At 62.8% G+C, this 13398-nt stretch carries 14 protein-coding genes and 1 pseudogene; 4 read left to right on the top strand and 11 right to left on the bottom strand.

Annotation, left to right across the window (positions count from 1 at the left end; genetic code table 11):
• Positions 1-4: 4 nt before the first annotated feature.
• Positions 5-1117, bottom strand: coding sequence for an Rv3169 family protein (locus AC56PL_RS16135; RefSeq protein WP_497154488.1), 1113 nt, complete (start codon positions 1115-1117; stop codon positions 5-7).
• A gap of 50 nt (positions 1118-1167) precedes the next feature.
• Between AC56PL_RS16135 and AC56PL_RS16130 the strand changes: the two genes are divergently transcribed.
• The gene (locus AC56PL_RS16130; RefSeq protein ID WP_497154487.1) at positions 1168-1785 is read left to right on the top strand and encodes a TetR/AcrR family transcriptional regulator; all 618 of its coding nucleotides are present in this window, start codon (positions 1168-1170) and stop codon (positions 1783-1785) included.
• 113 nt (positions 1786-1898) lie between these two features.
• Here AC56PL_RS16130 and AC56PL_RS16125 read toward each other — a convergent pair whose 3' ends face one another.
• From AC56PL_RS16125 to AC56PL_RS16105, 5 genes are all read right to left on the bottom strand, one after another.
• Positions 1899-2126 (bottom strand): hypothetical protein, encoded by a 228-nt coding sequence (locus tag AC56PL_RS16125; protein ID WP_497154486.1) that lies wholly within the window; start codon positions 2124-2126, stop codon positions 1899-1901.
• Positions 2111-2344, bottom strand: coding sequence for a hypothetical protein (locus tag AC56PL_RS16120; RefSeq protein WP_497154485.1), 234 nt, complete (start codon positions 2342-2344; stop codon positions 2111-2113). The genes AC56PL_RS16125 and AC56PL_RS16120 overlap by 16 nt, the downstream gene beginning before the upstream one ends.
• Positions 2345-2713: 369 nt before the next feature.
• Positions 2714-4318: a fatty-acid--CoA ligase FadD5 gene (fadD5, locus tag AC56PL_RS16115; RefSeq protein ID WP_497154484.1), complete on the bottom strand. Its 1605-nt coding sequence runs from the start codon at positions 4316-4318 to the stop codon at positions 2714-2716.
• 880 nt (positions 4319-5198) lie between these two features.
• A complete protein-coding gene (locus AC56PL_RS16110) occupies positions 5199-5639 on the bottom strand; it encodes a VOC family protein (RefSeq protein ID WP_495516369.1) in 441 nt (146 codons plus the stop codon).
• Positions 5640-5954: 315 nt separating this feature from the next.
• The gene (locus tag AC56PL_RS16105) at positions 5955-6890 is read right to left on the bottom strand and encodes an alcohol dehydrogenase catalytic domain-containing protein (protein WP_495516368.1); all 936 of its coding nucleotides are present in this window, start codon (positions 6888-6890) and stop codon (positions 5955-5957) included.
• A gap of 134 nt (positions 6891-7024) precedes the next feature.
• Here AC56PL_RS16105 and AC56PL_RS16100 point away from each other — a divergent pair, with 134 nt between their 5' ends.
• Entirely contained in the window at positions 7025-7504 is a 480-nt protein-coding gene (locus tag AC56PL_RS16100) for a MarR family transcriptional regulator (protein ID WP_495516367.1), read from the top strand.
• 44 nt (positions 7505-7548) lie between these two features.
• On the opposite strand, the pseudogene AC56PL_RS16095 reads toward AC56PL_RS16100, so the two are convergent.
• A pseudogene (locus AC56PL_RS16095) lies at positions 7549-8391 on the bottom strand (helix-turn-helix transcriptional regulator).
• A gap of 180 nt (positions 8392-8571) precedes the next feature.
• Between AC56PL_RS16095 and AC56PL_RS16090 the strand changes: the two are divergent.
• Entirely contained in the window at positions 8572-9423 is an 852-nt protein-coding gene (locus tag AC56PL_RS16090; protein ID WP_497154483.1) for an SDR family NAD(P)-dependent oxidoreductase, read from the top strand.
• Between the two features lie 138 nt (positions 9424-9561).
• Here AC56PL_RS16090 and AC56PL_RS16085 read toward each other — a convergent pair whose 3' ends face one another.
• The 3 genes from AC56PL_RS16085 to AC56PL_RS16075 form a co-directional block, all read right to left on the bottom strand.
• Positions 9562-10200, bottom strand: a complete 639-nt coding sequence (locus AC56PL_RS16085) for an MBL fold metallo-hydrolase (RefSeq protein WP_497154482.1) — start codon at positions 10198-10200, stop codon at positions 9562-9564.
• Positions 10201-10313: 113 nt separating this feature from the next.
• Positions 10314-11159: an SDR family NAD(P)-dependent oxidoreductase gene (locus AC56PL_RS16080; protein ID WP_497154481.1), complete on the bottom strand. Its 846-nt coding sequence runs from the start codon at positions 11157-11159 to the stop codon at positions 10314-10316.
• Between the two features lie 315 nt (positions 11160-11474).
• Positions 11475-11996, bottom strand: a complete 522-nt coding sequence (locus AC56PL_RS16075; RefSeq protein WP_497154480.1) for a TetR/AcrR family transcriptional regulator — start codon at positions 11994-11996, stop codon at positions 11475-11477.
• A 160-nt stretch (positions 11997-12156) separates the two neighbouring features.
• Between AC56PL_RS16075 and AC56PL_RS16070 the strand changes: the two genes are divergently transcribed.
• Entirely contained in the window at positions 12157-12558 is a 402-nt protein-coding gene (locus AC56PL_RS16070) for a VOC family protein (RefSeq protein WP_497154479.1), read from the top strand.
• Positions 12559-12706: 148 nt separating this feature from the next.
• Here the strand turns inward: AC56PL_RS16070 and AC56PL_RS16065 are convergent, their stop codons facing one another.
• On the bottom strand, positions 12707-13333 hold the full coding sequence (locus AC56PL_RS16065) for a dihydrofolate reductase family protein (protein ID WP_497154831.1): 627 nt from the start codon (positions 13331-13333) through the stop codon (positions 12707-12709).
• Positions 13334-13398 lie beyond the last annotated feature (65 nt).

Below are 13398 nucleotides of genomic sequence, written 5' to 3'. Positions count from 1 at the left end.
CTCCTTAGCCCGCGTCTGTCCAGTCGGAGAAACCCGACGGGTGGTGCGGGCCGATCACGCCATGCTCGAATAGACCGGCACCCTCGCTGACCGTTCCATCGGCCTCAGTGCACACCGCCTTGGCGACATGGTCGATGAGACTGAACGGCGCTCGGGCCATCACCTCCGGGTCCGTCAGGTCGAAGCTGACGCGTTCGGCGAACGGACCGCCCTTCCAGCTGCCGTGTGCCCACGAGGAGTCCCCTCCGTAGCCGGATCCGAAAGCGATGGGCGCAAACAGCTTCGACTCGACGTCGAGTTGAGTTCGGTCTCCTGCACGGTTCATGAACTCGACGTGGGCGCCCTGAGGAATCCTTGTCCCCCTCTTGTAGTCGATGGTGGCGCGCACTCCGTCGAGTTGTTCGACGCGGCCATCTCGCCAGCGGCGGGTGCAGTCGTAGAGACTACGGTGGCCATCGGGATCCTCTTGCAGGATCAAGAACAGTTGGTAGTCGTCGAAGGCCAAAGGCAGGTAGAGCCACCACATTCCGCGAAACGCTGCGTCCGGCCGACCGGCCGGCTCGGCCTCACCGACTGGTCGGATCCCCCACGATCGGTCGCGGCTCGCCACGCTGGTGTCATGGCTGACTTCCAGCCGTTCGCCGTCGACATCGATCCAGCCCTCCCAGGAGCCGACCTGGGCGAAGCGGCACGCCTGCAACGTCACTCGCCGCTCGGTGAGCATCTCGTGCGGCTTCTCCAGAGCCGCAGGGAACAGACCGCGCCAGGTGAGGTCGGCGGAAATTCCCTCGGTCTGCGCCAGTGTCAGGTGCATCTCCTGCAGTGGCTCGATGACGTCGAGGCGGTAGCCATTGACGTTCTGGTGAAGGCGGTCGTCGTCAATCGCGTCGCTCAGGTGTATCGCGGTCTGCGTGTCGCCGCGACGGACGACGAAGTAGGCGTCTTTGACGCCGAGGCGCGGGTAATAGCCGATTCCGGTCAGCACCATGAAGCGGCCGTCCCGGTCGAGCACGTTGAAATACGACCGGTCGTAGAAGTTCCGATCCGACGTGGCCGGCCAGGTCAACGGCGTGGGCGCCTGGTGAATTGGATACTCGTCGAGCGGGCTCAGGTTCACAAGCTCTCCCTCAAATACGATGCACACTGTATTGGAACTATGATGGAGTCATGACAGCAGAAAGCCGCAACGAAGGCAAGAGGTCTGTGCAGTCCGCGCCGGGGCGGCCCCGCGACAGCAGGATCGATGCTGCGATCATTGCGGCCACCCGAGAATTGATTCTCGAGACGGGCTATTCCGCGGTGTCGTTGTCAGCGATCGCCGCGCGCGCCGGGACCACCACGGCTGCCATCTACCGGCGGTGGTCGGGCAAGGCGCAACTTGTCCACGAGGCAGTGTTATTCGCCGAATCGATCCCCACGCCGGAGCATTCGGGAGATATCCGCAACGAGATCAGGGCTCTGGTCGAGACAATCCGGGTGATCTTCGACAGACCAGAGGTGCGATTGGCACTGCCGGGGCTGATCGCCGACACGGTTGCCGACCCCGAACTGCACAACATGATGATCGCCCGATTGGCCGGGAACCTGACAGCTCTCGAATCTCGCTTCGGTCAGGAACGCCGCGGCGATGACCACTTGCCCATGCTCGTCGAGGTGGTCGCGGGCACCGCGATCTTCCGCATCCTCATTCGCCAGGACGCCGCCCTCGACGACACCTGGGTGAACGAGATGACCGAGATGATCACTGGCCGCTGGCCCTCGGAGAACTCGCGTGACGGCACCTGAGCTCGACCGACTCCTCGGACAATTGGCTCAGAGAACCTGACTCGCCAAGCAACGGTGGGATGTTCACCTTGGTAGGCCCAGCCTTCGGACACCTTGTGCGGCCGCAGCTCACATCATTGCGCGACCTGAGCGGCGGCGGCATCGAAGTCGACGATCCGGTCTCGCTTCCGATGGAACTCATCGATGTCGTCCAGCGTCGTCTCGGCGAGGCTGTCCCGTAAGTCTGCGGGCGCGAAATCCTGACAGTACGAGGATGTTCCGGGCTGCTGTCGCCACGACTCGGCAAGTGTTCCGCCGTCCACAGGCTCAAAGCCGAGCTGGTCGATCAGACCGAATACCATTCGCTTGCCCTCACCGTCGGGACCTGCCACCGAAAGCCCCACGCGCGGCCCTTGTCGTCAGCACCTTTGTGCTTGAGGCTCGGCGCGATGATGTTGTTGAAAGCCTTGTATACAGGTCGTCCCAGCAACTCGGACACCCAGGCGCTGTCAGGTGTGCCCTCGTCAAGGACTGCGATGCGCCCGTCTCTGTTCGGGTAGTAGTTACTTGTGTCGATCACCACGACATCGTCAGGGAGTGCCGATTTCAGCTGTGCGCAGAGACCCTCCATTCTGTTTTCCGGAATGGTGATGATGGCGATATCGACCCCTTGCACGGCGTCCGTCGTCCATTACTTTGTCACGCAGTGGTTGTCGCGGGCGCTGGCTGCAACACACGACATCGGCCACTTTACTGTTGCTGGTGCTCCTGGCGATAACCGTCTTCCACGAGTGCGCGCAGACGGTCGAGCGCTGTCTCGTCCGGCTTGGCGACACCTCGCGTCCAGGCAATGGACACGGCAGACAAGAACAGGTCGTATCCTGTGACGGTGTGGCGCACTCAAGCGGTTGCGCGAGCACCGAAAGGTGGTGTGGCCGCAGTACCGGAATCAGTGAATCAAGCCCGCATCCTTACTGCCATACGCTGCGCGGAGTTTGGGTTTGACCACTTTGCCCGCGGGATTGCGCGGTAGTTCGTCGACGACAACCAGGTCTTTGGGGTGTTTGAAGCGCGCCAAGTTCTCGTTGAGGTGAGGCCCGAGGTCGTCGAGGGCGAGCGAGTCAGCACCGTTGGCCAGGACCACGACTGCGACCGGGACTTCACCCCACTTCGGGTGTGCCCGACCGATGATCGCGGCTTCGGCGATGGCGGGATGGCTGTAGAGCACGTTCTCGACTTCAGCGCAGTAGATGTTCTCGCCACCGGAAATGATCATGTCTTTGGCGCGGTCGACCACATAGAGAAAGCCCTCGTCGTCCTGCCGGACCAGGTCTCCGGAGTGGAACCACCCACCCCGGAACGCTTCAGCCGTAGCCTGCGGATTCTGCCAGTAGCCTTTCATCAGATTCGGCCCGCGATAGACGATTTCACCCACTTCTCCGGGTTTGACGTCTTCCATCAGGGGGTCGACGATGCGAGCAGTCACCGCCGGCACCACTTTGCCAATCGACCCGATCTTCCGGATGGCGTCCTGACCTTCGAGAAGGGTTGTCACCGGCGACATCTCGGTCTGCCCGAACGCAGTCATGTTGAGTGCGTCCGGGAACAACTCATTCATGGCACGGAGTACGGTATCGGGGGCTGGGGCCGCCCCCCAACTGATCGTCCGCAGCCTGAGGTTGCGGGGCTTGGCCCGCTGCGCCGCGCACACCGCCTGCCACTGGGCCGGCACCATGAACACCGAAGTAGTGCCTTCGCGTTCCAAGGTGTCGAGCATGGCGTCAGGATCAAACGCGCCGAGCGGATGGATGACCGCCTGGATGCCGCGATAGAAGACCGGCGCGAATGCTGCGATGCCGGCGATATGAAAGATCGGCGGCACCACCGAGGCTATGTCGCCCGGTTGGCCATCGGACGCATTGATCGTGGTCATCGCCTGGGATTGCAGATTGGCGTGGGTCAACATGGCGCCCTTGGGTTTTCCGGTGGTTCCCGAGGTGTACATGATGAGTGCGACGGTGTCTTCGGGGATGTCTACCTCTGCCAAATCCGCAGGATCCTGCGCGAGGAGCGTTTCGTAGTCCAGGTGATCGCCGCTGTCGTCGGCGTCGACGACGATGGTGGTGTCGATGGCGCCGGTGGACGCCCGCACTGCATCGGCCAGCGGTGCGAGCAGTCTCTCGGTGAGAACTATCGTGGCGCCACTGTCATGAACCAGGTAGCCGACTTCGGCTGGGCTCATGCGAATGTTGACCGGAACCGGGATCGCACCAATCAGATTCGCGCCGAGCACCGCCTCGACGTATTCGGTGCGATTGAGTAACGCGATCAGGATGCGATCGCCGAATTGGACGCCCCGGCGTTGCAGAGCCGCGGCGAAACGGTGCGACCGGTCGTCGAGTTCACGCCAGGTGGTTGCGGCATCGAGATACTTCACAGCAACCCGGTCCGGTGTCATCAGAGCGTGTCGTCGTACCTGGTTGTTCCAGGTATTGCGACCGGAACGCATCGGTTCACCCTGAAGCTCGCTGGCCGAGGCTGCGGCGACTGTCATTGGCGTATCCCCTGTTGTCGTCGGGCGTGGTGCGCGGTCCCTCAGCCCACCACTGTGCTCTGAGTCACACTGTAGAGGTTGGGGCGATCATGTGCCGCCGAATCTCAGCCGCAGCGCGAATTACGTTCTGTGTCTCCGTATTTGAGTCGGACCGTGTTGATACCCGATCCCCCGCACGTCTGCGTATCTCCCCCGGATGGTGCGGCGCGGGCTCGGATCTGCGTCAGTGAACGTTCACTCAATTCTCGACTTTCTCGAGGAGGCAAGACTCATTGGAGATTGGTGAGAGAGTGAGCCCCTATGGGTGACGGGGAGGAACGCCAGATGCGAGGACGTCGACTAATAGTCGGTCTGACAGCCGCAGGTCTTGCTTCTGCAGTGGCGACGGGGTGCGGCAGCGAGGACTGCGGAACAGCCGAGAGGCCAAGCTTCACGGTGGCGACGACAGTACCCCCCAGTGACGCCGGCTCAATTGACAGACACGTTTCAGTTCCCGACGAGGTGACTGTGCGCCGATCAGCTTTCGTTGACATCGATCGGTCCGTTCAAGACCTGCCCGTATGGCCTGGGCCGGATCCCTCTGAGTTCCTTAAGCCCAACCCGCCGTCGGGCGAGATCGGTGAGCTCTCGGGGCGCACACAGCAGTGGACGTGTTCGTGGCGGCACAGAACAATCCGAACGGGCTCTGGAACGTCGAGGGCACAGTGCAGTTGCTGGTAGTGGTTCCGATCTCTTGAGGGAACGAATGGTCAACAACCTGCCACTGCAGACGGAAGGAAACGTCACGCCCTGCGCGTTCTGTGGCCGTCGCCCAAGCCTGCGGTTGCATCCGCTCGACGCTATGTCCCGTTGAAGACATCGCCCCAATACAACGTTCGCATCAACCAATCTGCTCACACAGGGACACGATGATCCCGTCCGGGCCCCGCACGTACGCCATGCGCACGCTGTTCTTGTACTCGCCGATGCCGCCGATGAGTCCGTAGCCGTCGACAGCCAGCTCATCGAGGACTGTCTCGAGGTCTCCGACCTCGAATGACACGTTGCGCAGGCCAAGCTCGTTGGCCATCGCTCTGGGCGATCCGGCCACGGGGTCGGGCGTGACGAAGCTCGCGAGCTCGAGCCGGGACCCTCCGTCGGGTGGCCGCAGCATCGCGATCTCACAGTGTGCGCCCGGAATGCCGCAGACGGTCTCCACGAACTCGCCCTCTACGGTCCCAGTGCCCTCGACTTCGAAACCCAGCTTGACGAAGAACGCCGTGGCTGAGGTCAGGTCGGCAACGGTGATGCCGACGTGGTCGAAACGTTTTATGTGTGCCATGGGATCAATCCTCCATTAGTTGTCTACCCGTTCGATATGGAGACGGAGCCGGAGCCGAAATTTCGACAGAGATTCACCATCCACGCATGACGTCTCTGATCAAACAAGTCGCAGCGCCAGCGTCGTTGGCGCTAAACCTAAGGCGGGCAATCATTTTCAACCCTCATCGACCCACTGGAACACCCTCTGGTCATCCGGAGCAACCAAGTGATACACCGTCGTGCAACGTCGACTCAGGAACAGTCGGGGCCAGTCCGAGCATGCACGGCACAATGCCCCCTCGCGGCAGTCCGGGAGGGGGCATCATTCCGGGGCCTAGGCGACGATGATGACGGTTTTACCGGCGAGCGTGCCGCCGGCGGCGTCATCGTGGACGGCTCGTAGCTGTTGCAATGGTCGGCGATCGACAACGGCGAGTTCGAGGCGGCCGTCGTCCAGACGGGACACCAGGTCGGCCAGGTGGGAGCCGTTGGGCGTCACCCACACGCTTGCAGTCCGCACCGAACGCGCGTCGTCAGCGGGTACGGCGCCGGCCGAGCTGACCACGATGCCGCCGTCGGCGACGTACGAGGTCAACTTCGCAAGTCCGTCGGTATCGAGGCGCACGTGATTGACGACAACGTCGAAGGGGCCGTCGACCGCGGTGGGACCCGCGTCGAGGTCAAGGGGGCCAACCACGTTCGTGGCACCGTAATTGCGCAGGCGTTCAGCATGTTGCGGTCCGTCGACTGCGGTGACGGTAGCGCCTGCGTCGACCGCAAGCTGGACGACCAGGCCGCCCACTGCGCCGCCTGCTCCGTTGACGATCACACGCTGCCCTTTCTGGATGTCGGCCAGCTCGATGGCGGCCTGCCGAGCAGCCAGGCCGGTGAGCGGAAGGGCTGCGGCATCGGCGAGGGCCACCGTGGTGGGCGCGGCGGCAAGAAGGTCGGCCGCGATCACCGCGTATTCCGCCGCGCCGCCATGCTGGTCGAGGGGAAACATGCCGACGACTTGGTCGTCAATCTCCACGCCGCTGACCCCTGCGCCCAGTTCGACGACCGTGCCGGCAACGTCGAGACCGGGCGTGATCGGCAACGAGGTGGGAATGGCTTCCGCCAGCACTCCTAGGCGAATGTGGTCGTCCACCGGGTTGAACGATGTGGCAACGACTTTCACCAGCACCTGGCCCGGGCCCGCTACGGGGCGTGCCACCTCCTCTTCTTGCAGAACCTTGGTGTCGCCGAACTGGTGGTAGCGAATCGCTTTCACGGACTCTCCTCTTGTCGTTGCTGGGCCAAGCGCGATGCACGCGGCCCATCATTGACTTGCCTAGGCAAGTGTCACCAAGATTGCCTGACTTGCCCAGGCAAGTCAAATGAGCAATTGATGTAGAGTCGGATGCCATGACCGCTTCGCCGCATTGGCTTGACGAGGACCAGCAAGCGATGTGGCAGGACCTGCTCACGGTCGTCATCGCACTCCCGACGTTGCTCGACCGTCAGTTGGAGCGGGACGCCGGCACGTCGAACTTCGAGTACAGCGTGCTCGCACGCCTGTCCATGGCCGAAGACCTGACGATGCGACTCGGCGACCTTGCTGCGCAGTGCAACAGCAGCCAGCCCCGATTGTCGAAGGTCATGGTCCGTTTCGAACAGCGCCAGTGGGTCACCCGCCGCCCCGACCCGGACAACGGGCGCTACACCCTTGCCATGCTGACCGAGGCCGGGCTACAGAAGGTCGTCGACAGCGCGCCCGGCCACGTCGAACGCGTGCGAGAGTTGGTCTTCGACCCTCTCAGCGAGGCGCAGCAGCACGACTTCGGCGCTGCGCTCGCCCTGATCTCGGCCACGGTGCGCCAGCAACTCAATGGCGCCGAACTTTAACCGGCAAAGGCGGAGATACCCACGTCCATTGCAAGACGTGACAGCTACGAGTATGCCCAGCTGGCAAGGACATTTATTGCCTGCCGGGAAGTGCTACCGGGTTCGGTTGTGTATACGAACAGGGTCTGCTCGGGATCATCAGGCAGAGTGAGTGTCTCGTAATCAACTGTCAGTTCGCCGGCCACTGGATGACGCAGTCGTTTGGACCCGTGGGTGCGCTGGTACACCCGGTGCTCTGACCACCACTGACGAAACTCCTCGCTGCAGTCCGTCAGCTCATCGACGAGAGTCCGAGTGGCACGATCGTCGGGATCATTGCCGATCTCGAGCCGCAGACTCTCAACCGCGGCGCGGGCCTGTATTTCCCAGTCGACGAACAGGTTTCGCGGTTAAGCGCCGAGAAACATCCACCTGGCATAGTTACGCTCGCGCGGCAGGAATTGATCGAAGTCGGCGAACAGTGCGCGGGACATCCTGTTGGTGGCGAGCACGTCTGACCGCCGTCCGAGGATCAGAGCCGGCTGGCCGTCGAGCGCATCGAGAAACTGGTAGAGGCCCGGACGGACGCGCTGCACGGGCGCGCCGCGGCGTGGAGCGGCGGCTGACCGCTGTCCGATGAGATTTCCCAGATGAGCTCGGCCGGCAGCGTCGAGATCGAGTGCCCGCGCGATCGCGTCGACGACACCTGGCGACGGAGTGATGCGCCTGCCCTGCTCGAGGCGCGAGTAGTAGTCGGTGGACACCCCCGCGAGCAACGCGACCTCCTCGCGACGCAATCCCGGCACCCGGCGTACCCGCCCGCCCGAGGGAAGCCCGGCCCGAGACGGGTCAATCTGGCTCCTCGCCCGCCGCAGGAAGTCGGCGAGTTCGCGATTGGTTTCACTCACCGTTTCATCATGGCGCACAGCGGCCATCGCCACCTGGGTCGCGCAGTCCTAGGTTCGGCGTTCCTCGGTCGAAAAGGGCCGGGTATGCGCCCCTTCACCGCCGCATGGTCGTCGAGACTGAAAAAGCAAAGCCGAACAGCAAACCGACCTGCTTGGCCCCCACACAAGGAGTGATTCGACATGTTCCCCTCTACCCCCAGCACCTGGTTCGTGACCGGCACTTCCCGCGGCCTCGGACTGGAATTGGTCAAACAATTACTCGAACGTGGGGACAACGTGGCTGCGACGACCCGTTCGACCGACCGACTTCTCACCGCCTTGGACGGTGTTGACACCGCCCGCCTGTTGGCACTATCGGTCGACCTCACCGACGCGGACGTAGTCGAGGAAGCCGTTCACCAGACCATCGATCGCTTCGGTGGGCTCGACACAGTGGTGAACAACGCCGGCTACGGCTACCTCGCGGCCGTGGAGGAGACCACCGATGCCGCCGCCCGCCAGATGTTCGACGTCCAGATCTTCGGGCTGTGGAACGTACTTCGGTCCGTCCTTCCGATCATCCGGTCCCAACAGAACGGCCACATCATCAACATCTCTTCCGTGCTCGGGCTGACCGCGATGCCGGGCTGGGGTCTGTACTGCGCCGGAAAGTTCGCGCTCGAAGGCCTCAGTGAGTCACTGGCAGCCGAGGTTTCAGAGTTCGGAGGCCGGGTCACCATCGTCGAGCCGGGCTATTTCCGCACAGACTTCCTGACAACCGATTCTTTGGTGCTGCCCGAATCGACCAAGGAGGGTTACCCATCCATCCGGGAGATGACGCAGAACCACCTCGATCTACAAGGCAGCCAGCTTGGCGACCCGGCCCAGGGTGCGACGGCGATCATATCGATCGCAGCTTCCGCGGACGGACCCTTGCGTCAACTTCTCGGCTCAGATTCCTACGCCTACGCCACAGCCAAAGTCAGTGCACTGAGCGCCGACTTCGAGACCGGCAAACAACTCGCGCACTCCACCGACTTCCCACAGGCGTAAGCCAAATTCGCTCTCCCGGCGCGATCCGTTCTACCCATACCCATTAGCTCCTCCCCCTCGCCGCCCGCGGGTCGATTGAACTGTGTGACATAGCGATTGGCCTATGGAACCAAACGTGGCATGTCAGGCGCCGCAGGATTACTTCACCGCAGATAACCCTGCGAGTGCTTGCTCGACGTGGTCGGGCCATTCGTGCGGCTTGACCCGGTGGACTGCCGAATCGCCCCCAAATGCACTGGAAATCACCACATCCGGTTCCAGAGATGCCAGCAGGCGCAGGCTTTCGGCCAGCGCGCGGGCATCGCTGAAGGCCTCAATATAGCCGCCCGTCCAGGCACCCGACCCGCTTACGAAGAGCAAGTCACCAGTGAACAGATAGCGGGCGCCGTCGGCACCCGGCACCAGGTAGCACGTACTACCGACGGTGTGTCCCGGCGTCGGTATGACCTCAATGCCGTTGTCGTCGATGTGACGTACCGTCAAGGGAATATCGACTCGGGCGTACTTGCCGATGGCGTCGGCCTCTGCCGCCGGAGCGTGCAACCTCGACCCGAATCGCTCGGCAATCCGACCCAACATCGGGCCGGCCTCATCCACATGGGACAGGTAGTGGTCGACGAAACCGCCGTGACGCTCCAATTCGTCGAAATCCGCATCGCCGGCCACCGAGTAAAACAGAGCGTTGCTGCTTCCGGCCCACAGATAGGCGTGCGTGGTCAAGCCCGGAAACGGATTGTCCTCTCGCGTCTCCCACACATCAGGCAGTACTTGGCGCATCGCGATCCTCCTCGTAGACATCTCTTTTGATCCACAGCCAATGCTGCAAGCTCAAGTCCGGTTGAAGTCAAGGGGTCGCGAAGCACCGAGAAGAGCACAGCGGACTGATGTTTTCAGGAGTTGTTGAAGTTCAAAGAGGTCGACAAGTCGCGATGCGCGTCCACCTGCTCCAACAAGGTCTGCGCCTTCCCTGCAGCAAGCTCGATTGCATCGGCGCCGGCCACCCACCGCAGCGGCGGCTCCGCCGAATCTGCCAACTCAACCAGCGCGGTGGCCAGCTTGGCCGGGTCTCCGGACTGCTTACCGTTCATGCCCTGCCATGCTTCAATTGTTGCTGCCGTGCGCTCGGCGTAATCGGGGATCGACAACTCAGGCCATAGTGTCGAGGATCCCTCGACCAACAGTTCGGTGCGAAAGAACCCAGGCTCGACGATCATTGTTGAAATCCCGTACGGGGCAACGTCGAAGCGCAGCGACTCCATCCACCCTTCGACGGCGAACTTCGACGCACAGTACGCGGCGACGAACTCCTGACCGACCAGGCCAGCGGTCGAACTCATCGTCACGACCTGGCCGCTACGCTGCTTGCGCATCACCGGCAGCACCGCACGGGTGACGTTTGTGGGGCCGAAAAAGTTCACTTCCATCTGGTGGCGGAACTGCTCCGGGCTGATCTCCTCGAAGAACCCCGCATAGAACAGACCCGCGTTGTTCACCAACACATCGATCCGGCCGAACCGCTGCATCGCCGCTTCGGTCGCCGCCGCCGCTGCAGGCGGGTCGGTGATGTCCAGTGACACCGCGAGCAGGTCCTCACGCTCACCGAACACCTCGGTGACCTTGGTTGCATCACGCGCGGTCGCCACCACCCGGTGGCCGGCGTCGAGCGCTGCACGGGTGATGTCCACACCCATACCGCGTGCGGCACCGGTTACGAACCACACCTTGTTCTCGGCCATGTCGCGTTCCTTTCGCTCGTGTGGTTCCAGTCAACCGTCCGGCAGCTCCGTCAGGGAGTGTCCATCTATCCAGGCACCAGCAGACACTCCCTGACCGCGGACGAAGGTCGTAAAGTCAGAAGCACTCATGAGTCGGGACGACGGTGTCGACGAGTCCAGCAATCCGCCGCGACACACGCGGTGCATTGGGGTGCTATCGGCGACCACCAGGAGACATATTGCGCACAAACAGCTTTCAGGAACTCGCCGTCGAGAGCGAATGGCGCGGGTTGTGCGTCCGGGTTCGCAGAAGTGCCGATCTCCCTTGCCGTGCCGTCACTCCCGATCCTGCGCGATCGCGCGCGTGACTATGGCCGTGACAAAGTCTTGGTCGATCGGTTCGCGTGAGAACCAGCGGCGGTAGAACAGCGGGCCCAGGAGAATTGCGATGGTCGTTGCGTGGTCGTCGTTCGGTCGTGGCTCGCCGCGATTCGCGGCACGTTCGAGGATCGCCCGCAGCGGGGCGGCGTGGCCGCTTTGAATCTTCTTGTGGATGTCCGCGAAAGCAGGATCGCGCTCTGAAGCGTCGATGATCGACGGCAGCACCGAGGACCAATTGGCTGTTTGCAGTAGGTGCGCAATGTTTGTCAGCGCCTCCGTCAGATCGCCTTGGAGCGATCCGGTGTCGGGAATCTGCTGCTGTTCGGTGATCTGGGAGCACGCATCAAGGACGAGCGCATTGCGGTCTGCCCAGTGACGATAAATGGTCGTCTTGGCCACACCGGATCGTCGGGACACCTCGTCAATGCTGAAGCCACCGACCCCGCCTTCGTTCAGCAGCTCTTCGGTGGCTGCCAAAACCGACCGTTTGGAGCGCTCAACTCGGCTATCCACCCTCGCCGACGTTGCCCCCGCCGGCTCACCCTCCGGTACTCGATGTGGCATCGATGTTGCTCCTCTCGAACAGCTACGCTACGGTAGCGTAGCATTACCCCCCCTTCAAGAAGGAAGACGGTCCATGCATTTCGCTTCAATACGCATCATCACCGATAACGTCGACCGACTGGTCTCGTTCTATGAGCAGGTGACCGGAGTCAAGGCTGAGCGGCCTGCGCCCCCCTTCGCCGAATTCGTTCTGCCCTCGGCGACGCTGGCCATCGGACACTCCCAGACGGTCCCGCTGTTCGGTGCCGGATCGGCGCGGGCGGCCGCCAACCACAGCGTCATCCTCGAGTTCCGCGTCGACGACGTCGATGCGGAATACACCCGCCTCTCATCGCTCGTCAGCGAATGGGTGCAAGAACCCACGACGATGCCCTGGGGCAATCGCTCAGTCCTGTTCCGCGACCCCGACGGCAACCTGGTCAACCTCTTCACCCCCGCGACTGAGGACGCTATCGCACGGTTCCAGGGCCGTTGACAATTCATCCGCGGCGACCCCGCATATGACAGCGCTTGGGTTGCGGGTGCCGTGTACAGCCGACGTCGCCGACAACCGGTCGCAGTGACATAAGGCTTCTGCCCCAGGCGATTCGCCGACGAAGAGGAACGTGAGGCGCAGAACTGCCTCAGGACGGATCGACGCTCATATCCCCCGTCTCGGGTGTCCCATCGACCAAGCCGTAGCGCAGATACACCGCGCCTCTCGCACCGGCCACCGGCGGTTCGAGCAGGGTGAGGTTGGTCGGCACGGCGCCACCGTCGAACACTCCCTTGCCCACACCGAGCACGATGGGATGCACCCAGAGGTCGAGCCGGTCGAAGAGCTTCTCGCGCAACAGGGTCTGCACCAAGTTCAGGCTCCCGACAACCTTGATGTTTTGGTGCCGGTCCCGGATCTCGCGCACCGCATCGGCCAGATCTGGGCCGAGTTGCGTCGACCCTGCCCACGAAAGCTCGGGTTTGCCACGGGAGGCGACATACTTCGGGACGCCGTTGAAGAGCGTGGCGATCGCGTTGTCCTCGCCTCCCTCCTGATGCGGCCAATACGCAGCGAAGATGTCGTAGGTCCGCCGACCGAGCAGCAGGGCGTCCGTGCCCTCGTATGCAGCATGTACCTGGGCACCGGTGGCGTCGTCGAAAAGAGGCGCCTGCCAGCCTCCGAACGGAAATCCCTCTGGATCCTCGTCGGGGCCACCGGGCGCCTGCCCGACGAGGTCGAGGGTTGTGAACAGCTCGATGTGGATCAGGCCCATGGTCAGCTCCCGTTTGTGGTGGTTGCTTCGATCAAAGGGTAGACCTGCGAACGCCTTCAAAATCA

The organism is Williamsia sp. Y721 (assembly GCF_059683565.1).
This window is presented reverse-complemented; position numbering and strand designations above follow the sequence as displayed.

What these genes read in the sequence shown, in the direction of transcription:
- AC56PL_RS16130 (WP_497154487.1), top strand. Translation starts at nt 1,168, where the DNA reads ATGACAGCAGAAAGCCGCAACGAAGGCAAGAGGTCTGTGCAGTCCGCG.
- AC56PL_RS16125 (WP_497154486.1), bottom strand. Translation starts at nt 2,126, where the DNA reads ATGGTATTCGGTCTGATCGACCAGCTCGGCTTTGAGCCTGTGGACGGC.
- fadD5 (WP_497154484.1), bottom strand. Translation starts at nt 4,318, where the DNA reads ATGACAGTCGCCGCAGCCTCGGCCAGCGAGCTTCAGGGTGAACCGATG.
- AC56PL_RS16110 (WP_495516369.1), bottom strand. Translation starts at nt 5,639, where the DNA reads ATGGCACACATAAAACGTTTCGACCACGTCGGCATCACCGTTGCCGAC.
- AC56PL_RS16100 (WP_495516367.1), top strand. Translation starts at nt 7,025, where the DNA reads ATGACCGCTTCGCCGCATTGGCTTGACGAGGACCAGCAAGCGATGTGG.
- AC56PL_RS16090 (WP_497154483.1), top strand. Translation starts at nt 8,572, where the DNA reads ATGTTCCCCTCTACCCCCAGCACCTGGTTCGTGACCGGCACTTCCCGC.
- AC56PL_RS16085 (WP_497154482.1), bottom strand. Translation starts at nt 10,200, where the DNA reads ATGCGCCAAGTACTGCCTGATGTGTGGGAGACGCGAGAGGACAATCCG.
- AC56PL_RS16080 (WP_497154481.1), bottom strand. Translation starts at nt 11,159, where the DNA reads ATGGCCGAGAACAAGGTGTGGTTCGTAACCGGTGCCGCACGCGGTATG.
- AC56PL_RS16070 (WP_497154479.1), top strand. Translation starts at nt 12,157, where the DNA reads ATGCATTTCGCTTCAATACGCATCATCACCGATAACGTCGACCGACTG.
- AC56PL_RS16065 (WP_497154831.1), bottom strand. Translation starts at nt 13,333, where the DNA reads ATGGGCCTGATCCACATCGAGCTGTTCACAACCCTCGACCTCGTCGGG.